Origin of the sequence: Crossiella sp. CA198, assembly GCF_052078295.1 — a bacterium.
Lineage (GTDB): Bacteria > Actinomycetota > Actinomycetes > Mycobacteriales > Pseudonocardiaceae > Crossiella.
This window is the reverse complement of sequence record NZ_JBQJIM010000002.1, coordinates 293210-317383: the sequence shown is the minus strand read 5'-3', so window position 1 is coordinate 317383 and position 24174 is coordinate 293210. Positions and strand designations below refer to the sequence as shown.

The 24174-nt window shown below is 71.7% G+C and carries 22 protein-coding genes; 16 read left to right on the top strand and 6 right to left on the bottom strand.

Features of this window, described 5'->3' with window-relative positions:
* Window positions 1-6: 6 nt before the first annotated feature.
* The 3 genes from ACTOWY_RS04080 to ACTOWY_RS04070 form a co-directional block, all read right to left on the bottom strand.
* Entirely contained in the window at window positions 7-1401 is a 1395-nt protein-coding gene (locus ACTOWY_RS04080) for a S8 family peptidase (protein ID WP_441308243.1), read from the bottom strand.
* A 78-nt stretch (window positions 1402-1479) separates the two neighbouring features.
* Window positions 1480-2880 carry a S8 family peptidase gene (locus ACTOWY_RS04075; protein ID WP_441308242.1) on the bottom strand — a complete coding sequence of 467 codons (1401 nt, stop codon included), beginning with the start codon at window positions 2878-2880 and terminating at the stop codon, window positions 1480-1482.
* A gap of 94 nt (window positions 2881-2974) precedes the next feature.
* A complete protein-coding gene (locus tag ACTOWY_RS04070; protein ID WP_441308241.1) occupies window positions 2975-4441 on the bottom strand; it encodes a S8 family peptidase in 1467 nt (488 codons plus the stop codon).
* Window positions 4442-4658: 217 nt separating this feature from the next.
* Here ACTOWY_RS04070 and ACTOWY_RS04065 point away from each other — a divergent pair, with 217 nt between their 5' ends.
* The 6 genes from ACTOWY_RS04065 to proB all read left to right on the top strand — a co-directional run bounded on the left by ACTOWY_RS04065 (window position 4659) and on the right by proB (window position 11906).
* Entirely contained in the window at window positions 4659-5420 is a 762-nt protein-coding gene (locus ACTOWY_RS04065) for a TIGR03936 family radical SAM-associated protein (protein ID WP_441308240.1), read from the top strand.
* 188 nt (window positions 5421-5608) lie between these two features.
* Window positions 5609-8383 carry a translation initiation factor IF-2 N-terminal domain-containing protein gene (locus ACTOWY_RS04060; protein ID WP_441308239.1) on the top strand — a complete coding sequence of 925 codons (2775 nt, stop codon included), beginning with the start codon at window positions 5609-5611 and terminating at the stop codon, window positions 8381-8383.
* Window positions 8384-8620: 237 nt separating this feature from the next.
* On the top strand, window positions 8621-8929 hold the full coding sequence (gene rplU / locus ACTOWY_RS04055) for a 50S ribosomal protein L21 (RefSeq protein ID WP_185002164.1): 309 nt from the start codon (window positions 8621-8623) through the stop codon (window positions 8927-8929).
* Between the two features lie 15 nt (window positions 8930-8944).
* Window positions 8945-9202 (top strand): 50S ribosomal protein L27, encoded by a 258-nt coding sequence (rpmA, locus tag ACTOWY_RS04050; protein WP_185002165.1) that lies wholly within the window; start codon window positions 8945-8947, stop codon window positions 9200-9202.
* A gap of 107 nt (window positions 9203-9309) precedes the next feature.
* Window positions 9310-10785: a GTPase ObgE gene (obgE, locus tag ACTOWY_RS04045; protein WP_247759292.1), complete on the top strand. Its 1476-nt coding sequence runs from the start codon at window positions 9310-9312 to the stop codon at window positions 10783-10785.
* A gap of 17 nt (window positions 10786-10802) precedes the next feature.
* Window positions 10803-11906: a glutamate 5-kinase gene (gene proB, locus ACTOWY_RS04040; protein ID WP_441308391.1), complete on the top strand. Its 1104-nt coding sequence runs from the start codon at window positions 10803-10805 to the stop codon at window positions 11904-11906.
* On the opposite strand, the gene ACTOWY_RS04035 is transcribed toward proB, so the two are convergent.
* Window positions 11903-12529, bottom strand: coding sequence for a TetR/AcrR family transcriptional regulator (locus ACTOWY_RS04035; protein WP_441308238.1), 627 nt, complete (start codon window positions 12527-12529; stop codon window positions 11903-11905). The two genes, proB and ACTOWY_RS04035, sit on opposite strands and share 4 nt — an antisense overlap.
* Window positions 12530-12640: 111 nt before the next feature.
* Between ACTOWY_RS04035 and ACTOWY_RS04030 the strand changes: the two genes are divergently transcribed.
* A complete protein-coding gene (locus tag ACTOWY_RS04030) occupies window positions 12641-13903 on the top strand; it encodes an FAD-dependent oxidoreductase (protein WP_441308237.1) in 1263 nt (420 codons plus the stop codon).
* Here ACTOWY_RS04030 and ACTOWY_RS04025 read toward each other — a convergent pair whose 3' ends face one another.
* Entirely contained in the window at window positions 13904-16027 is a 2124-nt protein-coding gene (locus ACTOWY_RS04025) for a RecQ family ATP-dependent DNA helicase (RefSeq protein WP_441308236.1), read from the bottom strand. It lies immediately after the preceding gene.
* A gap of 69 nt (window positions 16028-16096) precedes the next feature.
* On the opposite strand from ACTOWY_RS04025, the gene ACTOWY_RS04020 reads away from it, so the two are divergent.
* The 5 genes from ACTOWY_RS04020 to ACTOWY_RS04000 all read left to right on the top strand — a co-directional run bounded on the left by ACTOWY_RS04020 (window position 16097) and on the right by ACTOWY_RS04000 (window position 20810).
* The gene (locus tag ACTOWY_RS04020) at window positions 16097-17401 is read left to right on the top strand and encodes a glutamate-5-semialdehyde dehydrogenase (RefSeq protein ID WP_441308235.1); all 1305 of its coding nucleotides are present in this window, start codon (window positions 16097-16099) and stop codon (window positions 17399-17401) included.
* A gap of 57 nt (window positions 17402-17458) precedes the next feature.
* Entirely contained in the window at window positions 17459-18028 is a 570-nt protein-coding gene (locus ACTOWY_RS04015) for a TetR/AcrR family transcriptional regulator (protein ID WP_441308234.1), read from the top strand.
* Between the two features lie 108 nt (window positions 18029-18136).
* Window positions 18137-19339: a cytochrome P450 gene (locus tag ACTOWY_RS04010; protein ID WP_441308233.1), complete on the top strand. Its 1203-nt coding sequence runs from the start codon at window positions 18137-18139 to the stop codon at window positions 19337-19339.
* Between the two features lie 10 nt (window positions 19340-19349).
* A complete protein-coding gene (locus tag ACTOWY_RS04005) occupies window positions 19350-20570 on the top strand; it encodes a cytochrome P450 (RefSeq protein ID WP_441308232.1) in 1221 nt (406 codons plus the stop codon).
* Window positions 20571-20582: 12 nt separating this feature from the next.
* On the top strand, window positions 20583-20810 hold the full coding sequence (locus tag ACTOWY_RS04000; RefSeq protein ID WP_247759332.1) for a ferredoxin: 228 nt from the start codon (window positions 20583-20585) through the stop codon (window positions 20808-20810).
* A 14-nt stretch (window positions 20811-20824) separates the two neighbouring features.
* On the opposite strand, the gene ACTOWY_RS03995 is transcribed toward ACTOWY_RS04000, so the two are convergent.
* The gene (locus ACTOWY_RS03995) at window positions 20825-21514 is read right to left on the bottom strand and encodes a nitroreductase family protein (protein ID WP_247759335.1); all 690 of its coding nucleotides are present in this window, start codon (window positions 21512-21514) and stop codon (window positions 20825-20827) included.
* A 287-nt stretch (window positions 21515-21801) separates the two neighbouring features.
* Here ACTOWY_RS03995 and nadD point away from each other — a divergent pair, with 287 nt between their 5' ends.
* From nadD to octT, 4 genes are read left to right on the top strand one after another with little or no spacing between them, the layout of a single operon-like run.
* On the top strand, window positions 21802-22398 hold the full coding sequence (gene nadD, locus ACTOWY_RS03990; protein WP_185002175.1) for a nicotinate-nucleotide adenylyltransferase: 597 nt from the start codon (window positions 21802-21804) through the stop codon (window positions 22396-22398).
* Window positions 22399-22457: 59 nt separating this feature from the next.
* The gene (rsfS, locus tag ACTOWY_RS03985) at window positions 22458-22853 is read left to right on the top strand and encodes a ribosome silencing factor (RefSeq protein ID WP_247759344.1); all 396 of its coding nucleotides are present in this window, start codon (window positions 22458-22460) and stop codon (window positions 22851-22853) included.
* Window positions 22850-23461, top strand: a complete 612-nt coding sequence (locus tag ACTOWY_RS03980) for a histidine phosphatase family protein (protein WP_441308230.1) — start codon at window positions 22850-22852, stop codon at window positions 23459-23461. Before rsfS ends, ACTOWY_RS03980 begins: the two co-directional genes overlap by 4 nt.
* Complete coding sequence (gene octT / locus ACTOWY_RS03975) at window positions 23458-24174, top strand: diglucosylglycerate octanoyltransferase (RefSeq protein WP_441308229.1); 717 nt, start codon at window positions 23458-23460, stop codon at window positions 24172-24174. Before ACTOWY_RS03980 ends, octT begins: the two co-directional genes overlap by 4 nt.

Sequence of the window (24174 nt, the reverse complement as noted above, 5' to 3'; positions counted from 1 at the left end):
GCGTGCTTAGCTGACCGCCTTGAGCGCGTTCACCAGACCCTTGCCGAAGAACGCGTTGTCCCTGGCCGGACCGGTGCACCGGGCGTCACCGGCCGGGCAGGGCAGCTCATCCGCCTGGTGCCCCAGCAGCCAGGCCAGCGCCTGCGGCGGCGCGCCCCGGTACTTCGAGGCCAGCAGCGCGGCCACCCCGGCCGCGTGCGGCGAGGCCATCGAGGTGCCGCAGGCGGTGCCGTAGCGGCCACCCGGCAGCGTGGACAGCGGGCAGCCCGAGCCCTCACCGGCGGGCGGCGGCTGCGCGCCGTCGCCACCGGGCGCGGTCACGTCCACCACGCCCTTGCCGTAGCTGGAGTAACCCGACAGCTTCTTCGCGTACCCGGTGGCCGACACCCCGACCACACCGGCGAACTCGGCCGGCGCCTCATCGCAGTTCTCGTTCACCGGGTGCGGCTTGGCCGGGTCCTTGGTGGTGTTGGCCAGGTCGATCGCGCTGTTGCCGACCGCGGCCACGTTCAGCGCGCCGTTGCGCACCGAGTAGGAGATCGCCCGCCGGACCGCCTCGTGCCCGACCTTCTCGCCCGGCTTGTCCTTGCACCAGAACATCCACGGGTCCATGAACCAGCTGCTGTTGGTGACCTGGAAACCCTTGGCGCCGGACCACATGAACCCGCACACCGCGGACTCCGGGTAAATCATGCCCTCGTCGTTGACCACCTTCACCGAGGCCAGCCGCACACCCGGCGCGACGCCGGTGATGCCCTGACCGTCCTTGGCCGCGGCGATGGTGCCGGCCACGTGCGTGCCGTGCGAGGAGTTGCTCGGCATCCAGGCCGGCTTGTCCTGGACCGGGTGACCGGTGGTGCAGCCCGCGGACAGCGCCGGGTCCACCGCGGCCTTCAGGTCCGGGTGATCGGCGTCCACGCCGGAGTCGAGCACCCCGACCACCACCCGCCGGGAGCCGACGTTGATCTTGTTGGCCTCATCGGCCTTGATCTGGCGCATGTCCCAGGACCGCGGCGAGAGGTCCTCGGTCACACCCCGCGCGCTGACCTCGGCGGTCGGCGCGACCAGCCGGGAGGTCGCGGCCAGGGCCTTGGCGGCCTTCTCCGCGCTGTAGGCGCGTTCCAGGGTGAACCGGGACTCGAAGGTGGGATCGGCCGAGGCGGCCACCGCCACGCCGATCTCCCGGTAGTAGCTGTCGGTCTTGCCGCACTTGCGGCTGATCTCCCTGGTCGCCGCCCATTCCGGCGTGCCGGGGGTGAACAGCACGACGTGCCGGTAGGCGGTCCCGCTGGGGTCGCAGGGCGCCGCGGCCGGTTCGGCGGCGGCCGGGGCTGCCCCCAGCGCGCCGCCGATCAAGGCCGTCGCCGCCAGCGCGGTGCTCCATCGACGTGTTGCCGACACACTGCCTCCCCAACTAGGTGACACTTCCGGTGAAGGAACCTAGAAGGGTGAGGCGGTGCGGCACAGCGGCCGGATGGCTTAGCGCACCGCGCGCAGCGCGTTGACCTGCCCGGATCCGAAGAACGAGTTGTTCAGCTTCGAGCCGGTGCAGCGCTCGTCGCCACCAGGGCAGGCCTTCGGGTCGGCTTGCGCAGCCAGCAGGAACCGCAGGTGGGCGGCCGAGCGGAAGGGCAGCCCGGAGGCGATCAGCGCGGCCACCCCGGCGGCGTGCGGGGAGGCCATCGAGGTCCCGCACATCGACCCGTACTGGCCGTCCGGGATGGTGGACAGCGGGCAGCCGGGGCCCTGGCCGGGCGGCGGCTCGGTGAAGTCACCGCCGGGCGCGCTCACCGTGATCGCGCCGCGGCCGTAGTCGCTGAAGCTGGACAGCGAGCCGTCGAAGCCGGTCGAGGACACCGACACCACGCCGGGCAGGCCGCCGGGCAGCAGCTTGCACTTCTTGTCCACCGGGTGCTCGGCGGCCGGGTCGTGGGTCGGATCGGTCAGGTCCAGCGCGAAGTTGCCCGCGGCGGCCACCGTCAGCACCTCGGCGCGGTGGGCGTGGGCGAGGGCGCGGCGGATGGCCTCGAAACCGACCCGCTCACCCGGCTTGTCCTGGCACCAGAAGAAGAACGGGTCGGCGAACCAGCTGTTGTTGGTCAGGGTGAACTTCTTCGCCGCCGACCACATGAACCCGCACACCGCGGACTCCGGGTAGATCATGCCTTCGTCGTTGATCACCCGGACCGAGGCGATCCGCACGCCGGGCGCGATGCCGGTGATGCCCTTGCCGTCCTTGGCCGCGGCGATGGTGCCTGCCACGTGCGTGCCGTGCGCGGAGCCCAGCGGGGACCAGGCCGCGACCTCGTTGACCGGCTTGCCGGTCTCACAGCCCGCGGACAGCTTCGGGTCCAGCGCCTTGACCAGGTCCGGGTGCTTGGGGTCCACGCCGGAGTCGAGCACGCCGACCACCACGTCCCGCGAACCCGGGTTGATCTTGTTGGCCTGGTCCGCGCCGATCGCGCGCATGTCCCAGGACTGCCCGGACAGGTCCTCATCACCCGCGACGACGGCCTGCACCGACTCCAGTTTCGCGGTGTGACCGCGGCCCAGACCGGTCACCGCGTCCCTGGCCTTCTTCGCGCTGTAAGCCTTGTCCAGCCCGACGCGCCGGTCGAAGGACGGGTCCACCGAGGTGGCCACCGCGACGCCGATCTCCGGGTAGTAGTGGTCGAACTTCCCGCAGTTGCCGGTGATCTCCTGGCGCACCTCGCGTTCCCGCGTGTGCGGCCTGACCACCACCACGTACTGGTAGGACGTGCCCTCGGTGGCGCACGGCGCACCGGTCGGCGCTGCTCCCGCGGCCGGTGCGGCGCTGAGCAGCACCACCCCGGTCGTCATGGCCAGCGTCGCCGCCCCCAGGCGGCCGAGCTTCGACATCCGATCCTCCTCGCCAGCGTGGAAAACGGGCACAGTCGATCACGACAGCACCCGGTTTTCCCAGAGCCACGGGGAAATTCGAACCGTTCGGGGGTCAGTCCCGGACCGCGGCGAGCGCGTCCACCATGCCGTGGCCGTAGAAGCCGTTGTAGCCGGCGTAGCCATTGCAGGTGGCGTCCTGCGCGCCGTCGGAGTTCAGGTCGTAGTCGGCCGGGCAGTCCAGCGACACGGCCTGCTGACCGAGCAGCCGGGTGAGCTGGGCCGGGCTCGCCGAGCGGTAGCGGGAGGCCAGCAGCGCGGCCACCCCGGTCACGTGCGGGGTCGCCATCGAGGTGCCGCACAGGTAGCCGTAGCCGCCGTGCGGGACGGTGGAGAGCACGCAGCCGTTGTCCAGCCCCGGCGGGGTCTGCCGGTGATCGCCGCCGGGCGCGGTGAGCTGCGCCACACCCAAGCCGTAGGAGCTGTAACTGGCCTTGACCCCCTCGGCGCCGACCGAGGACACCGCGACCACCCCGCGTAACTCGGCGGGCAGCGCCTCGCACCGGTTGTCCACCCGGCCGCCGGGCAGCCCGAGCTTGGCCGCGGTCGCACCGGGATTGGCCAGGTCGACCGCGTCGTTGCCGACCGCGGCCACCGCGAGCACGCCGCGGCCGACCGCGTAGCGCACCGCGCGGCTGACCGCCTCGTGCACCACCCGCTGACCGGCCCGGTCCCGGCAGGTCAGCACCCACGGGTCGACCAGGAAGCTGTTGTTGACCACCCGCATGCCCTTGGCCGCGGCCCACATGAACCCGCAGACCACCGACTCGGGGTAGACGTAACCGTCGTCGTCGACCACCTTCACCGAGGCCAGCCGCACCCCGGGCGCCACGCCGGTGATCCCGCGACCGTCCTTGGCCGCGGCGATGGTGCCGGCCACGTGCGTGCCGTGCGGGGACTCGGTGGGCAGCCAGGCGCTCCGCCGCTGGTCGGCGCGGCCGGTGACACAGCCCGCCGAGGCGGCCGGGTCGACCGCGGCGGCCAGGTCCGGGTGCCCGGCGTCCACACCGGAGTCGAGCACGCCGACCAGCACGTCCCCGCTGCCCACGGTGACCTGGTTGGCCTGGTCGGCGCGGATCGCGGCCATGTCCCACTGCTCGTCGGTGCGGTCCGTGCCAGCCGGGCGCCGGTCAGGGGCGAGCCGGGGACCCGCGGGTCCGCGTCCTGCCGACTTCTTGCGCGCGGCCCTGATCTGGGCCTCCGCGCTGACCACCCGGTCCGCGCCGAGCCTGCTGACGAAGTCGGGATCGGCCGCACCGGCCACCGCGACGCCGATCTCCGGGTAGTACGCGGTGGTGGCACCACAGTTGGCCTTGACCTGCGACTCCGCCTCGGCCGCCGTCGTGCCGGCCGGGAAGAGCACCAGGTAGCGCAGGGGCAGCCCAGTCCGGCAGGGCGCGACCGACTCGCCGGTCCGCTCGGGCGCCTCGGGGTTGGCGCCAGCGGGCACGGCGAGCAGCCCTGCCCCGGTCAGCGCGGCCAGCAGGGTCGCGCCGATCCGGACACGGAAGGGCAGAGGCACGGGGGGACCTCCGTCATCGTGTACATCGGCTCGGTAATACGGACGTCTCGGGGTTGTCCGCGTACCGATTCCGCCCGGACGGTAGCCATGGTGGCCCGGCCAGACAAGCGTGTCGACCGGGTCATGCCGGTAGCCTCTTCGACCAGTCAGACCGGAACAGCCCGCCCGAGGAGCAGACCTGTCCACTCAGCACCAGCCCAATCCCTCCGCGTCCGCGGTGCAGAAACTGCGCCTGCGTTACGCCAAACGGGGCAGGCTGCGTTTCACCTCACACCGTGACGTCGCTCGCGCCTTCGAGCGCGCGTTGCGGCGGGCCGGGGTGCCGATGGCCTACTCGCAGGGCTTCAGCCCGCACCCGAAGGTCTCCTGGATCGGCGCCGCGCCGACCGGGGTGGCCAGCGAGGCGGAGTACGTGGAGATCCAGCTCGTGCACCGGGTCGACCCGGAGGTCCTGCGGGTCGAGCTGGACACGGCGCTGCCGCCGGGGCTGGACGTCCTGGAAGCGGTCGAGGCTGGTCCGGGCACCCTGCCGGAGCGGATCGAGGCCAGCCGGTGGCGGATCGAACTGCCGGGGGTGGACCCGGCCGAGCTGGCCAAGGCGGTCGAGGAGCTGCTGGCCAGGGAGGTCGTCGAGGTCGAACGACTGCTCAAGGACGGCCGCCGGATGATCGACGCCAGGGCGGCCGTGGTCGATCTCCGGGTGGATTCGGAAGTTGAGACGACAACCACCCATGTGGGTGATGGGCCGCAACCCGGCCTCCGGTGTGGGATACTCACAGCGGTCGTACGGCAGACAACACCTACCGTCCGGCCGGATGACGTGCTGAGCGCGCTCCGCGTCGTCGCCGATCTCGTGCCACCGGTACCCGCGAAAGCGAGCCGACTGGCTCAAGGACGGCTTGACGACAGTGGTGACCTCACTGATCCGCTCGCCCCTGACCGGGAGGCAACCCCGCCGGTGCTCGACGCACCGCGGTAGGTCGGTGGTAGACGGCGCAGAACGTCGTCAAATGACCTAACCGTCTGGCGCCCGGACCCATGTCCGGGGACACAGGGGGTTGTGGAGGATTCCTGCCGGGCTGCTCAAGCGGTGCGGCGGTGACTGGAACAGAAAGGCCCCTGCGCGGCCGCGTCCGAGTTGGACGCGCCCGGGGGCGGAGGAGCTGCATGTCGAACATGGAAAGCCCTGCCGGCAACACCGGCGGGGATAGCACCGCATCCGGGGAGCTGGCGAGCCTGCCCCCCAAGCTGCGGGTACACGCGCTGGCCAAGCTGCTCGGCGCCAGCTCTCGGGACGTCATGACGACGCTCGAGCAGCTCGGTGAGACCGTGCGCAGTGCGCAGTCCAGCATCAGCCGGGAGGTGGCCGAACGGGTCGCCGAGGCGTTGCTGCCTGCCGAGGACCAGGTGGATCTCGACGACACGACGCTGGACGCGCCGGTCGCCGAGGCCGAGCCGGAGCCAGTAGCGGCCCCGTTCGCACCGGTCTTCGCCGCACCGCAGCCGCTGTTCATGGCACCTTCCCAGCCTGCCCCGGCCCCGGCCCGCAAGCGCGCGCCGGAGCCGGTCGCCGCGCCGGTGGAGGAGCCGGAGGCCGAGGACGAGGACCAGCACGACGAGCACGCCGAGGGCGGTCTGGACGACGACGAGGACGCGGGCAACCGCCGCCGTCGCCGCCGGGGCCGTCGCGGGCGTGGCCGTGGTCGCGGCGCGGCCGAGGACGGCGAGGAGGGTGAGGACGGGTTCGACGAGACCGAGCAGTCCGCGCCCGCCGCCGAGGAGCCGGTCGCCGAGGACGATGACGAGGACGACGAGGCCGGGGGCACCCGCCGCCGTCGCCGGCGTCGCCGGCGCAAGGGCGGTGCGGACGACGAGTCCTCGCCGCGTGCTGACGACCCGCCGAACACCGTGGTGCACGTCCGCGAGGTGCGGGAGAACCGCCAGGACGCCCCGCCCGGACCGCTGTCCTCCGACGACGAGGTCCGCAGCGTCAAGGGCTCGACCCGCCTTGAGGCCAAGCGGCAGCGCCGCAGGGACGGCCGCGAGGCCGGTCGTCGCCGCGCGCCGATCCTGTCCGAGGCCGAGTTCCTCGCCCGCCGCGAGGCGGTGGACCGCAAGATGGTGGTCCGCGAGCGTGAGGACCGGATCCAGATCGCGGTGCTGGAGGACGGGGTGCTCGTGGAGCACTTCGTGACCTCCGCCGGCAGCGGCTCGCTGGTCGGCAACGTCTACCTCGGCCGGGTGCAGAACGTGCTGCCCAGCATGGAGGCCGCCTTCGTCGACATCGGCAAGGGCCGCAACGCGGTGCTCTACGCCGGTGAGGTCGACTGGGACGCCGCCGGGCTGGAGGGCAAGGCCCGCAAGATCGAGCAGGCACTGTCCACAGGCGACAGCGTGCTGGTCCAGGTCACCAAGGACCCGGTGGGGCACAAGGGCGCCCGGCTGACCACCCAGATCAGCCTGCCGGGCCGCTTCCTGGTCTACGTGCCCGGCGGCGGCGCCACCGGCATCAGCCGCAAGCTCCCGGACACCGAGCGCAAGCGCCTCAAGGACATCCTCAAGCGGATCGTGCCCGAGGACGCCGGCGTGATCATCCGGACCGCTTCGGAGGGCGTCAGCGAGGACGCCCTCGGCCGCGACGTCAGCAGGCTGCGCGCGCAGTGGGAGATCATCAAGGAGAAGGCGGACGTGCCCAAGGCACAGGCTCCGCAGCTGCTCTACGAGGAGCCGGACCTGCTGATCAAGGTCATCCGTGACCTGTTCACCGAGGACTTCTCCGGGTTGATCGTGCAGGGCGCCCAGGCAGGCGAGGTGATCGAGAACTACGTGCAGCACGTGGCTCCCGACCTGGCCTCCCGGATGCGCAAGCACGTCGGCGCCAACGACGTCTTCACCGAGCACCGGATCACCGAGCAGATCACCAAGGCGCTGGACCGCAAGGTCTGGCTGCCCTCCGGTGGTTACCTGGTCATCGACCGCACCGAGGCGATGACCGTGATCGACGTGAACACCGGCAAGTTCACCGGGTCGGGCGGCAATCTCGAGGAGACGGTCACCCGGAACAACCTGGAGGCGGCCGAGGAGATCGTCCGCCAGCTCCGGCTGCGGGACGTGGGCGGCATCATCGTGGTCGACTTCATCGACATGGTGCTGGAGTCCAACCGCGACCTGGTGCTGCGCAGGCTCACCGAGTGCCTCGGGCGCGACCGCACCCGGCACCAGGTGGCCGAGGTGACCTCGCTGGGCCTGGTGCAGATGACCCGCAAGCGGGTCGGCACCGGTCTGTTGGAGGCGTTCAGCGCCACCTGTGAGCACTGCCGCGGACGTGGCCTGGTGGTCTCCACCGAGCCGATGCACTCCCATGGCGGTGGCAACGGCGGGGCCAAGAACGGCAACGGCAAGAGCGGCAACGGCCAGAACGGCAATGGCAACGGGAACGGTTCCTCGGCGGGTGCTCCCGCCGCGGCTGCTGCGGGCTCGGGTTCGGGCTCGGCAGGCAAGGAGGGCCGCCGGTCCCGCCAGCGCAACCGCGGTGGCGGCCAGGAGCAGCCCGCTGCCGAGGCGGCGACCGAGGTCGCGCAGGCCGAGCCGGTCGAGATCGCCGCGCCCGAGCAGATCCCGGCCGAGACCGCGCCGGTGACCGTCCAGGCCGAGGCGGTCACGCCCGAGCAGCCCGCCACCGGGCGGACCAGGGTGCGGCGCTCGCGGGCCCAGGCCGCGCCGGAGCCCGTCGAGCAGCCCGTGGCGGCCGAACAGCCCGCCGCGCTCACGCCCGAGCCCGTGGCGGCCGAGCCGGCCGGTGCGGCGCTCAACGGCCACGGTGGCCAGCACGAGGAGGAGCGGGAGCCGGCGACGGTCCCCGCGGCCGCCCGCAGGCGCCAGCCGCGCCGGGCCGTCCGTCGGGCCGCAGGCCCGCCGGTGGCCGGTATCAAAGAAGGCTGACAAGCGAGAACGTGCTGGGCGCCACCCCGGTTTGACCCAGTTGACGGCGGGGCCGTAACCTGATGTACGGCCCGCCGTCAGGCGGGCTGAATCATGGCCTTCGGTCATGAAGCGCAGCCCGCCCAGGTGCAACACCCAGGGCGTAAGGCGCGCCCGATCAGTCAGGATCAGGACCTACGGGTCCGGTGCTGACTGCGAGGAAATACCGACACCGAGTAGCAGGAGACTTCCGGACCTATGTACGCGATTGTCAAGACCGGCGGCAAGCAGTACAAGGTGGCTGTCGGCGACGTCGTCGAGGTCGAGAAGCTGACCGGCGAGCCGGGCGCTGAGGTCTCGTTCCCCGCGCTGCTCGTCGTGGACGGCAACGACGTCATCACCGACGCGAACGCCCTGGGCAAGATCGCCGTGACCGGCAAGGTCGTGGAGCACTCCAAGGGCCCCAAGATCCGCATTCACAAGTTCAAGAACAAGACCGGCTACCACAAGCGCCAGGGTCACCGCCAGCGGCTGACCAAGGTCGAGGTCACCGGCATCGCGAAGTAAGGGATCTGACTAGCCATGGCACATAAAAAGGGCGCATCCAGCTCCCGTAACGGCCGCGATTCCAACCCCCAGTACCTGGGTGTGAAGCGTTTCGGTGGCCAGGTCGTCAAGGCCGGGGAGATCCTGATCCGTCAGCGCGGCACGAAGTTCCACCCCGGTGTGGACGTCGGCCGCGGCAAGGACGACACGCTGTTCGCGCTGTCCGCCGGTGCGGTGAAGTTCGGCATCAAGCGTGGCCGCAAGACCGTGAACATCGTCCCGGTCGAGGCCTGAGGCTTCGTCTCGAGACACTGCACGACCTTGGCGAGGGGCGCGGCCGGAGGAATATCCGGCCCGCCCCTCGCGTCGTGTATTCGCAGAGTGAAAATGTTGGAGGAGCAGTGTCTCGGTTCGTCGACCGCGTTGTGATCAACGCGGCGGCCGGCAACGGCGGCAACGGGTGTGCCTCGGTGCACCGGGAGAAGTTCAAGCCGCTCGGCGGACCGGACGGTGGCAACGGCGGCCGTGGTGGCGACGTCGTGCTGGTGGTGGACGGCAACGTGCACACGCTGCTGGACTTCCACTTCCGCCCCAACGCCCGCGCGGGCAACGGCAAGTTCGGCAAGGGCTCGCACCAGGACGGCGCGGTCGGCGAGGACCTGGAACTGCGCGTCCCGGACGGCACCGTGGTGCTGGGCGAGGACGGCGAGGTGATCGCGGACCTGGTCGGCGAGGGCACCCGGCTGATCGCGGCCCAGGGCGGCCGCGGCGGGCTGGGCAACGCCTCCCTGGCCAGCCGGGCCCGCAAGGCGCCAGGGTTCGCGCTGCTGGGCGAGCCCGGTGAGACGCGCAGCCTGGTGCTGGAACTCAAGTCGGTGGCCGACGCCGGTCTGGTGGGCTTCCCCTCGGCGGGCAAGTCCTCGCTGATCGCGGTGATGTCCGCGGCCCGGCCCAAGATCGCCGACTACCCGTTCACCACGCTGGTGCCCAACCTGGGCGTGGTCACCGCTGGCGAGATCGTCTACACCGTGGCCGACGTGCCCGGCCTGATCCCCGGCGCCAGTGAGGGCCGTGGCCTCGGCCTGGACTTCCTGCGGCACATCGAGCGCTGCGCGGTGCTGGTGCACGTGGTGGACTGCGCCACCTTCGAGCCCGGCCGCGATCCGGTGTCCGATGTGGACGCGCTGGAGCTGGAGCTGGCCCGCTACACCCCGTCACTGGGCACCAAGCTTGAGGACCGGCCGCGGATCGTGGTGCTGAACAAGATCGACGTGCCGGACGCCCGCGAGCTGGCCGAGATGGTCACCGCGGAGTTCGAGTCCCGTGGGCTGAAGGTGTTCCCGGTCTCCACCGCCACCCGAGAGGGCCTGCGTGAGCTGAGCTACGCGCTGGCTGCCGAGGTCGAGGCGTACCGGGCCGCCCAGCCCAAGCAGGAGGCCACCCGGATCGTGCTGCGGCCCAGGGCGGTCGACGAGCAGGACTTCACCGTGGTGGCGGACCCGGAGCGGGAGGGCGGGTTCATCGTGCGCGGCGAGCGGCCCGAGCGCTGGGTGCGTCAGACCAACTTCGACAACAACGAGGCCATCGGCTACCTCGCGGACCGGCTGAACCGGCTGGGCGTCGAGGTGACCATCGCCAGGATGGGCGCGGTGCCGGGCTGCCCGGTCACCATCGGCGACATGACCTTCGACTGGGAGCCCTCCACCCCGGCTGGTGTGGCCGCGATGGGCCCGACCAGCGGCCGCGGCACGGACACCCGGCTGGAGCCCAACGACCGGATCGGCGCGTCCGAGCGCAAGCACGCCAAGCGGGTGCGGCGCGGGCTGGTCGAGGTCGAGGACTTCGGCGACGAGGAAACCAAGAACGACAAGGAGTGACCACCCCGGTGGCAACGCTGTCGCAGGCGCGGAGCCGGATCGCCGCCGCCCGGCGGATCGTGGTGAAGGTGGGCTCGTCCTCGCTGACCACGGCCGCGGGCGGACTGGACCCGGCGCGGCTGGACGCCCTGGTGGACGCGCTGGCCGCGCGCAGGCACGCGGGCAGTCAGGTGGTGCTGGTCTCCTCCGGCGCGATCGCCGCGGGACTGGCGCCGCTGAACCTGCGGCGGCGGCCCCGGGACCTGGCCAGCCAGCAGGCCGCGGCCAGCGTCGGCCAGCTCCAGCTCGCGCACGCCTACACCGCTTCCTTCGCCCGCTTCGACCTGGTGGTCGGGCAGGTGCTGCTGACCGCGGACGATGTGGTGCGGCGGGCGCACTACCGCAACGCGCAGCGCACCTTCGACCGGTTGCTGGCCCTGGGCGCGGTGCCGGTGGTGAACGAGAACGACACGGTGGCCACCGACGAGATCCGCTTCGGTGACAACGACCGGCTGGCCGCCCTGGTGGCGCACCTGGTCGGCGCCGACGCGCTGGTCTTACTATCCGATGTGGACGGTGTGTACGACCGGAATCCCCAGGAGCCGGGCGCGAAACTCATCGCCGAGGTCGGTGACTCCGCCGATATGGACGATGTCGACGTGACCGCGGCGGGTTCGGGGCTGGGCACCGGCGGCATGGCCTCCAAGCTGGCCGCCGCCCGGCTGGCCTCGGCCGCGGGCATCCCGGTGCTGCTGACCGCCGCCGCCGACGCGGCAGCCGCGCTCGGTCCGGCCGAGGTGGGCACCGCGTTCGCGGTCACCGGTCCCCGGCTGTCCGCACGCCGGTTCTGGCTCGGGCACGCCGCGGGCGCGGCCGGCCGCTTGCACCTGGACGACGGCGCGGTGGCCGCGGTGGTCGGCAGGCGCCGGTCGTTGCTGGCCGCCGGGATCACCGGCGTGGACGGCGATTTCGAGGCCGGGGACGTGGTGGAGCTGCTCGACCTGCGCGGTCAGGTGGTGGCCAGGGGCGTGGCCGGGTTCGACGCGGTCGAGTTGCCAGGGCTGATCGGCCGGTCCAGCCACGAACTGCCGGCCGAACAGCGTCGCGAGGTCGTGCACGCCGACGATCTGGTGCCGTTCTAGCCTTGGATGTGCCGCACGATCCGGGTCAGCTGCTCGGCGTAGCGTGCGGTGAACTCCGGGGAGGACGGGTCCTCGCCGCTGATCATCTGGGCCACCCTGGGCAGGGTGAGGCTGGCGCTGGCGGCCGCCATCAGGGCCAGTAGCAGGCAGTCCGGATCCACATCGGCCGGAATCTCGCCTTCCTCCTGGCGGCGGCGCATCTCGGCGACCCTGGCCTGGAAGAACTCGCGCTGGTTCGGATCGTCCGGGAAGTCCTCGGACAGGTTCTCCCACACCATGATCCGGCCGTAGTCGCGGTTGCGCGCGCTGTGCCGGACGAACCCGGCGGCGACCTCGGCCAGTGGCAGGCCCGGGGCGGCCAGCGGCCTGCTCTCGGTGTCCCAGCTCCGGTTGACCTCCAGGTAGAGGCCCTCCTTGCCGCCGAAGTAGTAGGAGATCAGCTGCTTGTTCACCCCGGCGCGGTCGGCGATCTCGCTGACCCTGGCGGCGGCGTAGCCCTTCGCGGCGAACTCGGTGACGGCCGCGGCCACGATCTTCGCCTTGGTGCGCTCGGCGTCGCGTTGCCGCTCACCCGCCGCCGGGGAGCGGCGTGACCTGCGCTGGGGCTGCTGCGGATCTGCCACCCGGCCACGGTATCCGATCGACTCGGCGAACTTAGTCACCCACTCAGTTGACTTAATCATCCAACTGGTTGATTATCGGACGCAGTGGAGTCGACGAGCGGGGAGTGGGTCATGGCGTTTCGAGTGGCGGTGGTCGGCGGCGGGACCGGCGGGTTGTGTCTGGCCCAGAGCCTGCACCGGGCCGGGGTGGAGGTGGCGGTGTACGAGCGGTCGCCCTCGCGCACCGAACGGCTGCAGGGCTACCGGGTGCACATCCACCCGGAGGGCGCGCGGGCGCTGCACGGCTGCCTGCCGCCGGAGATCTGGCGGACGTTCCTGGACACCGCGGGCCGCGACGGCGGCGGCTTCGGTTTCCTCAGCCAGGGGCTGGAACCGTTGCTGTTGCTGGATGGTCCGGCCGAACCGCCCGCGCCGTGGGACGCGCACCACTCGGTCAGCCGGATCACCCTGCACCAGGTGCTCTCCGCCGGACTGGACGGGATCGTCCGGCACGGCAAGGTGTTCGAGCGTTACGAGCGCGCGCCGGACGGGGAGATCACCTGCCACTTCGCCGACGGCGGCACCGCCACCGCCGATCTGCTGGTGGGCGCGGACGGCGGGAACTCCCGGGTGCGCCGCCAGTTCCTGCCGCACGCCCAGCGGGTGGACACCGGCGTGCGCGGCGTCGTGGGCAAACTGCCGCTGACCCCGGAGAACCGGGCCTGGCTGCCGGATCTCCTGCTCGCCGGGCCCAAACTGGTGACCGCGGCCAAGGATCACGGCATGTTCCTCGCGCCGCACGAACTCGACGGCGACCGGGCCGTCGGCATCGGTGGCAACGACGAGACCTACGCGGTGGACACGGCGCTGTTCGACAACACCAGCAGCTACCTGATGTGGGCCTTGGCCACCAAGGAAGCCGGGCTGGCGCAACTGGATCCCGCCGGGCTGCGCGCGCGGGCGGGCGAGCTGATCCGCGACTGGCACCCGCTGCTGCGGCGGCTGGTCACCGAGACCGACCCGGCGGTGGTGTCCCTGATGACGATCCGCACCTCGGTGCCGGTGGATCCCTGGCCCAGCACCAACATCACCCTGCTCGGCGACGCCATCCACAGCATGACGCCGTTCCGCGGCATCGGCGCCAACATCGCGCTGCGCGACGCGCACGTGCTGGGCCACAACCTGATCGCCGCGCACCGGGGCGAACGCGGGCTGCTGGACGCGGTCGGCGACTACGAGCGGCAGATGCGCGACTACGGCTTCCAGGCCGTGCGTGACTCACTGCGCGCGGCGGGCCAGTTCGTCTCCGGCAACCGGTTCGGCCGCCTGGTGTTCCGCACCGCGCTGCGCACCGCGGCCGCCGTGCCGCCGCTCAAACGCCTGCTCGCACGCTGATCAGCTGGTGCTGGCCAGCACGAACGGCAGCACTCCCTTCGCGCCCGCGCGGCGCACCAGCCGGGCCGCCACCGTCATGGTCCAGCCGGAGTCGGTGAAATCGTCGATCAGCAGCACCGGACCGTCCACAGTGGACAGATTGGCGACCAGGTCATCGGGCAGCCGCAGCGCGGCGGTGAGTCCGGCCACCCGGTGCGCGCTGTTCGCGCCGGAGCGGCGTACCCCGGCGTCCACCGCGACCCGGCCCAGCAACGGCAGCCTGCCGATGGCGGCCAGGCGTTTGGTCAGGCTGGCCACCAGCTGCGGGCGGCTGCGGGACTCGATCGCGACCACCCCGACCGGGCGGGCCGACCAGTGGTTCTTCCAGTCGGCCAGCACCGTGACGCAGGCGTTGAACACCTCGTCGCTGATCGGCTCGTCCGGCGCGCCCGCGGCGAACATGCCGCGCAGCCGGTTGCCCCAGCCGATGTCGGTGAGCCTGCCCAGCGCCCGCCCGGTCTCCGCGGACTCCTCGCCGGGGATCCGCCCGCTCAGCTCGATGCCCATGGTCGGCATGCCGGTCGGCCACTGCTTGCGCGGGGCCAGTTCGACCCCGGGCCGCCGCAGCCGGGCGCCCGCTTCGGCCACCGCCTCGGCGGGCACCTCGGCGGACCAGTTCTGCCCGGTGCAGTTGTCGCACCGGCCGCAGGGCGCGGCGCCAGGGTCGTCGAGCTGGCGGAGCAGGAACTCCATCCGGCAGCCGGTGGTCGACTGGTAGTCCAGCATCGCCTGCTGTTCGGCGTCCCTGGCCTTGGCCACCCTGGCGTACCGGTCGGCCTCGTAGGTCCAGTCCTCGCCGGTGGCCTCCCAGCCACCGCGCACCCGGCGCACCGCGCCGTCCACGTCGAGCACCTTGAGCACGACCTCCAGGCGACCACGGCTCAGCTCCACCCGTGGCTCCAGGGCCGCGGTGGACATCGCGCCGCTGGCGCCGCGCAGCGTGTCCAGGAGCTGGCGCACCACGGTCTCCGGTGGGAAGGCCAGCGAGGCGAAGTAGTTCCAGATGTCGCGATCCTCGGCGCCCGGCAACAGGATCACCTCGGCCCGCCGCACACCACGGCCGGCCCGGCCGATCTGCTGGTAGTAGGCGATCGGCGACTGCGGCGCGCCCAGGTGCACCACGAACCCGAGGTCCGGCTTGTCAAAACCCATGCCCAGCGCGGAGGTGGCGACCAGGGCCTTGACCTTGTTGCCCAGCAGGTCCTCCTCGGCCTGCTGCCGCTCGGCCGGATCGGTCTGGCCGGAGTAGGCGGCCACGGTGTGCCCGTGCTCGCGCAGGAAGGCGGACACCTCGGCCGCGGCGGCCACGGTGAGGGTGTAGACGATGCCCGAACCGGGCAGCTCGTGCAGGGTCTTGGCCAGCCAGGCCAGCCGCTGCGCCGCGTTGGGCTGGCGGACCACGGCCAGCCGCAGGCTCTCCCGGTCCAGCGGGCCGCGCAGCACCAGGGCCTGCTGGTCGCCGAGGCCGAGCTGTTCGGCGACGTCGTGCACCACCCGGTCGTTGGCGGTGGCGGTGGTGGCCAGCACCGGGATGTCCGCGGGCAGCTCGCCGATGAGCGTGCGCAGCCTGCGGTAGTCCGGCCGGAAGTCGTGGCCCCAGTCGGAGATGCAGTGCGCCTCGTCGACCACCAGCAAACCGGTGTCCTGCACCAGTTCCGGTAGCACCGAGTCGCGGAAGTCCGGATTGTTCAGCCGTTCGGGGCTCACCAGCAGCACGTCGACCTCGCCCATGGCGACGGCCTCCTGCACGGTCTCCCACTCCTGCGCGTTGGCCGAGTTGATGGTGGCCGCCTGCACCCCGGCCTTCGCCGCCGCGGCGACCTGGTTGCGCATCAGCGCCAGCAGCGGCGAGACGATCACCGTGGGGCCCTCGCCGAGTTCCCGCAGCAACGCGGTGGCCACGAAGTACACCGCCGACTTGCCCCACCCGGTGCGCTGCACCACCAGCGTGCGCCTGCGGTCGACCACGAGCGCGCGGATCGCCGCCCACTGGTCCTCGCGCAGCCGGGCCTCCGGGCCCGCCAGTGCTCGAAGGCGTTCCTCGGCCAGTTCGCGCAAGACCTGTTCGTCCACGGCCCCCACCATGCCGCATGCCCCCGACAGCCTCTCGGCGGCCCCGTGAACTCGGTTGATGCCGCCCCGTAGGCTTGACCGGTGAGCAGCATCACCGAGCAGGAAGTCGTGCCGGCCACCGACGAGCTGCGCGAGCAGGTGCTAGGCGCCGCCCGCAGGGCCAGGGCCGCCGCGGGCGCGCTCGCCGTGGCCACCCGCGCGGTCAAGGACGCCACCCTGCACGCCATGGCCGAGGCCCTGACCACCCGCGCCGGGGAGGTGCTCGCCGCCAACGCCGCCGATCTCGACGCGGGCCGGGCGGCGGGACTCACCCAGGCGCTGCTGGACCGCCTCGCCCTCACCCCGGCCCGGATCGGGGACATCGCGGACGGCCTGCGCACCGTGGCCGGGCTGCCGGACCCGATCGGCGAGGTGCTGCGTGGCGGCATCCTGGCCAACGGCCTGGAAACCCGCCAGGTCCGGGTGCCACTGGGCGTGCTCGGCATGGTCTACGAGGCCCGCCCGAACGTCACCGTGGACGCCGCCGGACTCGCGCTGAAATCCGGCAACGCCGTGCTGCTGCGCGGATCCTCCACCGCCGAGCGCTCCAACACCGCCCTGGTCGCCATCCTGCGCGACGCGCTGACCGGGCAGGACCTGCCCGCCGACGCGGTGCAGCTGCTGCCCTGCCACGACCGCGCCTCGGTGCGGCACCTGATCACCGCGCGTGGCCTGGTCGACGTGGTCATCCCGCGCGGCGGCGCCGGACTGATCTCCGCGGTGGTCACCGAGGCCACCGTGCCCACCCTGGAGACCGGGGTCGGCAACTGCCACGTCTACGTCGACGCCGCCGCGGACGCGGACATGGCCACCCGGATCGTGCTCAACGCCAAGACCCGCCGGGTCAGCGTGTGCAACGCGGCCGAATCGCTGCTGGTGCACAGCGCGATCGCGGACACGCTGGTGCCGCAGCTGGCCAGGGAGTTGTCCACGAACGGGGTCACCCTGCACGCCGACGAGCGCTTCGCCGCGCTGGCCGGGGTCCCGACGGTGCCCGCGACCGAGCAGGATTGGGACACCGAGTTCCTCAGCCTGGACCTCGCGGCCAAGGTGGTCGACTCCCTGGCGGAGGCCATCGCGCACATCAACGAGCACGGGTCCGGGCACACCGAGGCCATCGTCACCGGCGACGTGCGCGCGGCCAGGGAGTTCACCGCCAGGGTGGACGCGGCCGCGGTGATGGTCAACGCCTCCACCGCCTTCACCGACGGCGCCGAGCTGGGCATGGGCGCGGAGATCGGCATCTCCACCCAGAAGCTGCACGCCCGCGGCCCGATGGGGCTGGCCGAGCTGACCTCCTCGAAGTGGGTGGTCTGGGGCGACGGGCACGTGCGCGGCGTGTCCTGACCTTCCGAACAGGATTGATTGCACCTTTTTTGCAGCTCGGTCACTCAGAATGTCCGGGTGACCGAGCCCGCGAAGCCACGCCGCCGTGATGCCGCCGCGACCCGCGCCGCGCTGTTGACCGCCGGCGCCGAGCTGTTCGCCGAACGCGGGTTCGAGCGCACCACGGTCCGCGATATCGCCGCACTGGCCGGGGCGAACCAGGCGCTGTTGTTCCGCTACTTCGGTTCGAAGGAAGAGTTGTTCCGTGAAGTAGTCGCCGGGAGTTCGCGGGAACTGCTGGCCGGACCGGCCAAGGACATCCCGGTCCGGATGCTGCGCCAGCTCCTGGACAAGGAGGTCGACGCCGAGGCGCGGGCCTTCACCGCGTTGCTCCGTTCGGCCGGTCACGACGAGGCCGCCGCGTTCCTGCGCCGGGAGGTCGGGGACAGGTACCTCTCCGCGCTGTCCGGGCTGACAGAGGGCCCGGACGCGGAGTTGCGGGCCGCCCTGGTGCTGTCCTGGCTGATGGGTATCGGCCTGGCCCGTTCGGTGCTCCAGTCGGACCAGTTCGCCGCCGCCGATCCGGCGGTGGTCGAGCGCTATGTCCGGCTCGGCGTGGCCGCGCTGCTGGAGAAAACCGCCGACTGAGCCGCGCGTATACCACCAGAACCGGCCAGTGGGCAGGCATAACGGGAACTCCGAACCGGTCGGATGTCTGCATTGACCAGCCAGTCAGCCGATACCTAACTTCCAGCCATGGCACGGACTTACCCATTCGGGGAAACCGTTCGACTGGATCTTCATCCGATGTATGCCCGGCTCCAGGAGGAGGAGCCGATGAGCCGCATCCGGCTGCCCTTCGGCGGCCGGGACGGTCAGCCCGCCGAGGCCTGGCTGGCCACCCGGCACGCCGATGTGCGGCAGGTGCTCGGCGACCACCGGTTCAGCATGGCGCGGGCCATGGATCCGGCGACCCCTCGGGTCGAGCCGCTGCCGCTGCGCCCCGGCCCGCTGCTGACCATGGATCCGCCAGAGCACACCAGGATCCGGCGGCTGGTGGCCAAGGAGTTCACCATGCGCCGGGTGGAGAAACTCCGCCCGCACACGGAAAAACACGTGGCGCAGTTCCTGGACGCGATGGCCGCGCACGGACAGCCGGCCGACCTGGTGCAGCACCTGTCGCTGCCGCTGCCGATCACCATGATCTGCGAGCTGCTCGGGGTGCCGTACACCGAACGGCACCGCTTCCGCACCTTCTCCGACGTGCTCACCGCGACCACCGCGCACACCCCGGCGGAGATCAACCACGCCTGGGGCGAGCTGGAGGGCTACCTCGGCGAGCTGATCGCCCAGCGCCGGGCCGACCCCACCGACGACCTGCTGGGCGCGCTGGTGCTGGCCCGGGACGAGGGCGACCGGCTCACCGAGGACGAGCTGGTCCGGGTCGGGCTCAACCTGCTCATCGCCGGGCACGAGACCACCGCCAGTCAGATCGGCAACTTCAGCTACACCCTGCTGTCCCAGCGCGAGCTGTACGAACAGCTGGTCGCCGATCCGGCGCTGGTGCCCACCGCGGTGGAGGAGCTGCTGCGGGTCATCCCGCTGCGGTCGGTGGGCAGCTTCCCGCGGGTGGCCAAGGCGGACATCGAGGTGGGCGGGGTGCTGGTGCGCGCGGGCGAGGCGGTGCTGATCAACGTGGGTCAGGCCAACCGCGATCCGCGCGTGTTCGAGCACCCGGAGCTGCGCGACCTCTCCCGGGAGCACAACCCGCACCTGGCCTTCGGGCACGGGGTGCACCACTGCCTGGGCGCGCTGCTGGCCCGGATGGAACTTCAGCTCGTGCTCGCCGCCCTGGTCAGCCGGTTCCCCGGCCTGCGCCTGGCGGTGCCTGCCACGGAGATCCCGTGGAAGCCCGGACTGCTGGCCCGGCAGCCGCTGTCGCTGCCGGTGGCCTGGTGAGGAGGGGGACATGACCGTGGAACCGCAGACCTGCCCCGCTTACCCGTTCGGGGAGGCGGTCAAGCTCGACCTGTACCCGGAATACGCTGTGCTGCAACGGGATGAGCCGGTGGCCAAGGTGCGCCTGCCCTATGGCGGGCGGGACGGCGAACCGGCCGAGGCCTGGCTGGTGACCGGGTACGCCGAGGTCAAACAGGTCCTGGTGGACCTGCGTTTCAGCGGGGACGCGGCCACCGCGCCGGACACCCCTCGGGTCACCCCGTGGCCGTTGCGGCGCGGCATGATGCTGACCATGGACCCGCCGGAGCACACCCGGCTGCGGCGGCTGGTGGCCAAGGAGTTCACCATGCGCCGGGTGGAGAAACTCCGCCCGGACACCGAGCGGATCGTGCGCGGACTGCTCGACGACATGGTCGCGCACGGCTCGCCCGCGGACTTCGTGCGGCACGTGGCACTGCCGCTGCCGATCACGGTGATCTCGCACCTGCTCGGCGTGCCCAAGGAAGACGAGCACCACTTCCGGGCCTTCACCGAGGTGATGGGCGCGACCACCAAGTACACCGCGGCGCAGGTCAACCAGGCCCGCGACCAGCTGGAGGACTACCTGCGGGCGCTGATCGAACGGCGGCGCGCCGAACCCAGCGACGACCTGCTGGGCGCGCTGGTGCAGGCCAGGGACGAGGAGGACCGGCTCAGTGAGGAGGAGCTGGTCCGGGTCGGGGTGAACCTGCTGATCGCCGGGTATGAGACCACCGCGAGCCAGATCGCCAACTTCGCCTACGTGCTGCTGCGGCGGCCGGAGCTGTTCGCTCAGCTGCGGGACGACCTGGACCTGGTGCCCAGCGCGGTGGAGGAGTTGCTGCGGGCCACCCCGTTGCGCACCTCGGGCAGCTTCCCCCGGGTGGCCACCGAGGACGTGCGGATCGGCGAGGTGCTGATCCGCGCGGGCGAGACCGTGCTCATCCAGCTCGCGGTGGCCAACCGGGATCCGAAGGTCTTCACCGACCCCGATGTGGTGAAACTGGACCGCGAGCACAACCCGCACCTGGGCTTCGGGCACGGCGTGCACCACTGCCTTGGCGCGCTGCTGGCCAAGATGGAGTTGCGCCTGGTGCTGCGGCACCTGGCGGAGCGCTTTCCGGACCTGCGGCTCGCCGTCCCCGTCGAAGCGATACCGTGGAAGGCCGGGCTGCTCGCACGCGGCCCGTTGTCCCTGCCGATCGCCTGGTGACGGGAGCACGTGGTGAGCACTGATCGTTGGCACGTCGAGGTTTCGCACGACTGCATCGGGTCCGGGATGTGCGCGGGCGCGGCGCCCGAGTTCTTCCGGCTGGTCGACGGCTACGCCGAACCGGTCCACACCGAGATCGACCCGGCCGAGGTCGTGACCGACGCGGCCGACCAGTGCCCGGCCGAGGCGATCTCGGTGGTCGACGTGGCCTCCGGCAAGACGCTGGCACCGGTCGACTAGCTCGGGGAACCGGGTCAGACCCGGACCAGCACCTGGTCCATGGTCTTGCGCACCAGGTCGGGTACCTGCGCCTGCTTGGCCGGGTACCCGACCGGGATCACCGCGAACGCCTTCTCGTTGCGCGGCCGCCCGAGCACCTCGCCGAGGAAACGCATCGGGCTGGGAGTGTGGGTGAGCGCGGCGAGCCCGGACAGGTGCAGGGCGGTCAGCAGCATGCCGACCGCGATGCCCACTGACTCGTCGCCGTAGTAGTGCTTGTAGGAGCTGCCGTCCTCCCGCAGCCCGAAGCGCTGCTGGAACACCACGATCAGGTAAGGCGCGTCGGTCAGGTGCGGCTTGTGCGCGTCCGTGCCCAGCGGGCGCAACGCGGAGAGCCACTCCTCACCCAGCCTGCCGTCGTAGGAGACCTGTTCCTCGGCCTCCGCGGCCGCCCGGATGCGCGCTCGCACCTCGGGGTCCTCCACCAGCACGAAGGTCCACGGCTGCTGGTGCGCGCCCGAGGGCGCGGTGTTGGCCACCGCGATCGCGTTGAGCACCAGCTCCTCGGGCACCGGGTCGGGGGCGAAGCTGCGCACCGTGCGCCGCTGGTCCATCCGGGCGCGCAGCTCGGCGGAGATCCGCAACGCCTCCTGGTCCGGGATCCGCGCGGGGGAGTACGGAACCGGTTGGTAGGGCTCGCCGTGCAACGGGGTCCATGTCCTCATGGCGGACAGTATTGTCCCGGCCTTCGGACGTAAGCAGGGCCGAACGAGTGAACGGGAAACTTCGGCGAAATCTGCGTCACATGTCACCCGATCGAGCGTCCCGGTGCTGCGGGCTCCCGCGGGGGAGCAGCCCGCGAACCCGGCGGCCGGGACCCCCAGCCACCGCCGCCGGTTCGCGCGGAGGACCGCCGGTCGGGGAGAGCGACCGGCGGGCCTCCTGCGGACGGCGTGTGGCCCGGCTCTCCCGATCTGCCTTTTGTCACCCGCGCCAACTACGCTGACCTGTTATGTCCGGGCGTCGACTTGGCGTGATGGGCGGCACCTTCGATCCCGTGCATCACGGGCACCTGGTGGCCGCCAGTGAGGTGCAGGCGCGGTTCGACCTGGACGAAGTGATCTTCGTGCCGACCGGGCGGCCGTGGCAGAAGGAACACCACGTGGTCTCCTCGCCGGAGGACCGCTACCTGATGACGGTGATCGCCACCGCGTCCAACCCCCGGTTCTCGGTGAGCCGGGTCGACGTGGATCGCACCGGTCCCACCTACACCATCGACACCCTGTCTGACCTGCACAGACAGCATCCGAACGATCAGCTGTTCTTCATCACCGGGGCGGATGCGCTGGAGCAGATCCTGGGCTGGTGGCGGGCGGACGAGCTGTTCGAGCTGGCCCACTTCGTCGGTGTCACCCGGCCGGGCTACCAGCTCGACGACGACCACCTGCCGCGCGGCGCGGTCAGTCTGGTGGACGTGCCCGCGATGGCGATCTCCTCCACCGACTGCCGGGAACGCGTGGCCAAGGGCATGCCGGTCTGGTACCTCGTGCCCGATGGTGTGGTGCAGTACATCTCCAAGCGGAACCTCTACCGCGATCCGGCGCCCTGACCGCCCGGTACCCTGAGTGACCTGTGCGGACCCCCGAAGGTCGCACGGGGAGGAGCAACGTGTCAGCGACCGAGGAGTCCCGCCGGCTGGCCCATGTCGCCGCACTCGCGGCGGCCGACAAGAAGGCCCACGACATCGTGGTGCTGGACGTGTCGACCCAGCTGGTGATCACCGACGTCTTCGTGATCGCCTCAGCGCCCAACGAGCGCCAGGTACAGGCGATCGTGGACAGCGTCGAGGAGAAGATGCGCGAGGCCGGCAGCAAGCCGGTGCGGAGGGAAGGCGCCCGCGAGGGACGCTGGGTGCTGCTGGACTTCGTGGACCTCGTGGTGCACATCCAGCACACCGAGGAGCGCTCGTTCTACGGCCTGGAACGGCTGTGGAAGGACTGCCCGCGGATCGAGTTCGAGGACGTGGTGGTGCACCAGCCCGAGGACGAGGACGTCCAGGCGTGACCCTGTCCCGGCTGATTCTGTGGCGGCACGGTCAGACCGGCCACAACGCCTCCGGCCGGCTGCAGGGCCAGCTCGACGTCGAGTTGAACGACATCGGACTGGACCAGGCCCGGCGGGCCGCCCCCCTGGTGGCGGCGCTGGAACCCGATCTGCTGGTCACCTCTGACTTACGCCGCGCGGCGGACACCGCGGCCGCGTTCACCGCGGTCACCGGGATGGCGCCACGGGTGGACAAGCGGCTGCGGGAGACCGACGTCGGCCAGTGGATGGGCATGTCCGGCGCGGAGGTCGAGGACGGCTGGCCGGGCGCGCTGGCGAACTGGCGGGCCGACCCGGCCTTCGCCCCACCCGGCGGCGAGACCCGGCTGGAAGTGGCCGCGCGCGCGGTCGAGGTGGTCTCCGAACTGGACCTCGCCCAGGACGGCACCGCCCTGCTGTGCGCGCACGGAGGTCTCATCACCGGCCTGATCGGGCGGTTGCTGGGGCTGCCGGTGGAGCTGTGGCCGTCGCTGGGCGGTCTGCACAACTGCCACTGGACGGTGCTGGCCAGGCGGGCCGACGACGTCAGGTGGCGGTTGCTCAGCCACAACGTGGGGGCGACTGGTTGAGCCGGGGACGCCTGCTCGTCCTCGGCGACTCGCTGGCCTTCCACGGCCCGGAGTACGCCCTGCCCGCCGACGATCCCCGGCTGTGGCCCAACATCGCCGCGGCCGGGCTGGACCGCGAGGCCGAACTGGTCGCCGGGTTCGGCTGGACCGCCCGGCACGGCTGGTGGGCCCTCACCGGGGACCCGAGGGTGTGGTCGCTGCTGCCGCGCACCGACGCCCTGGTGCTGGCCCTGGGCAGCATGGACACGCTGCCCAGCCCGCTGCCGACGTACCTGCGCGAGGGCCTGCGCCACCTGCGCCCCACCCCGGTCCGGCGCTTCGCCCGCGCCCGCTACCAGGCCGCGCAACCACACCTGGCCCGTTTCCTGCGCGGCCGCCCGGTGGCGCTGCCACCGCACCTCACCGTGTCTTACCTGGACCGTTGCCTGCAGGCGGTGCGCGCCATCCGGCCGGGCCTGCCGGTGATCGGCATGCTCCCGTCCGTGCACAACTCACCCGAGTACGGCCACATCCACACCGGCCACACCCGCGCCGTGACGGCCCTGCGCACCTGGTCGGCCCGCAGCCGGGTCCCACTGCTCGACCTGCCCGCGCTGGTTCGCGCGCACATCTTCGACGGCGACGGCAATCCTGATGGCATGCACTGGGGATTTTCCGCACACGCCGAGGTCGGCACAGCGGTAGCCGACCTGCTCCGCCCAATGCTTCCGTAG

What these genes read in the sequence shown, in the direction of transcription:
- ACTOWY_RS04075 (WP_441308242.1), bottom strand. Translation starts at nt 2,880, where the DNA reads ATGTCGAAGCTCGGCCGCCTGGGGGCGGCGACGCTGGCCATGACGACC.
- ACTOWY_RS04060 (WP_441308239.1), top strand. Translation starts at nt 5,609, where the DNA reads ATGTCGAACATGGAAAGCCCTGCCGGCAACACCGGCGGGGATAGCACC.
- rplU (WP_185002164.1), top strand. Translation starts at nt 8,621, where the DNA reads ATGTACGCGATTGTCAAGACCGGCGGCAAGCAGTACAAGGTGGCTGTC.
- rpmA (WP_185002165.1), top strand. Translation starts at nt 8,945, where the DNA reads ATGGCACATAAAAAGGGCGCATCCAGCTCCCGTAACGGCCGCGATTCC.
- ACTOWY_RS04030 (WP_441308237.1), top strand. Translation starts at nt 12,641, where the DNA reads ATGGCGTTTCGAGTGGCGGTGGTCGGCGGCGGGACCGGCGGGTTGTGT.
- ACTOWY_RS04025 (WP_441308236.1), bottom strand. Translation starts at nt 16,027, where the DNA reads ATGGTGGGGGCCGTGGACGAACAGGTCTTGCGCGAACTGGCCGAGGAA.
- ACTOWY_RS04010 (WP_441308233.1), top strand. Translation starts at nt 18,137, where the DNA reads ATGGCACGGACTTACCCATTCGGGGAAACCGTTCGACTGGATCTTCAT.
- ACTOWY_RS04005 (WP_441308232.1), top strand. Translation starts at nt 19,350, where the DNA reads ATGACCGTGGAACCGCAGACCTGCCCCGCTTACCCGTTCGGGGAGGCG.
- ACTOWY_RS03995 (WP_247759335.1), bottom strand. Translation starts at nt 21,514, where the DNA reads ATGAGGACATGGACCCCGTTGCACGGCGAGCCCTACCAACCGGTTCCG.
- nadD (WP_185002175.1), top strand. Translation starts at nt 21,802, where the DNA reads ATGTCCGGGCGTCGACTTGGCGTGATGGGCGGCACCTTCGATCCCGTG.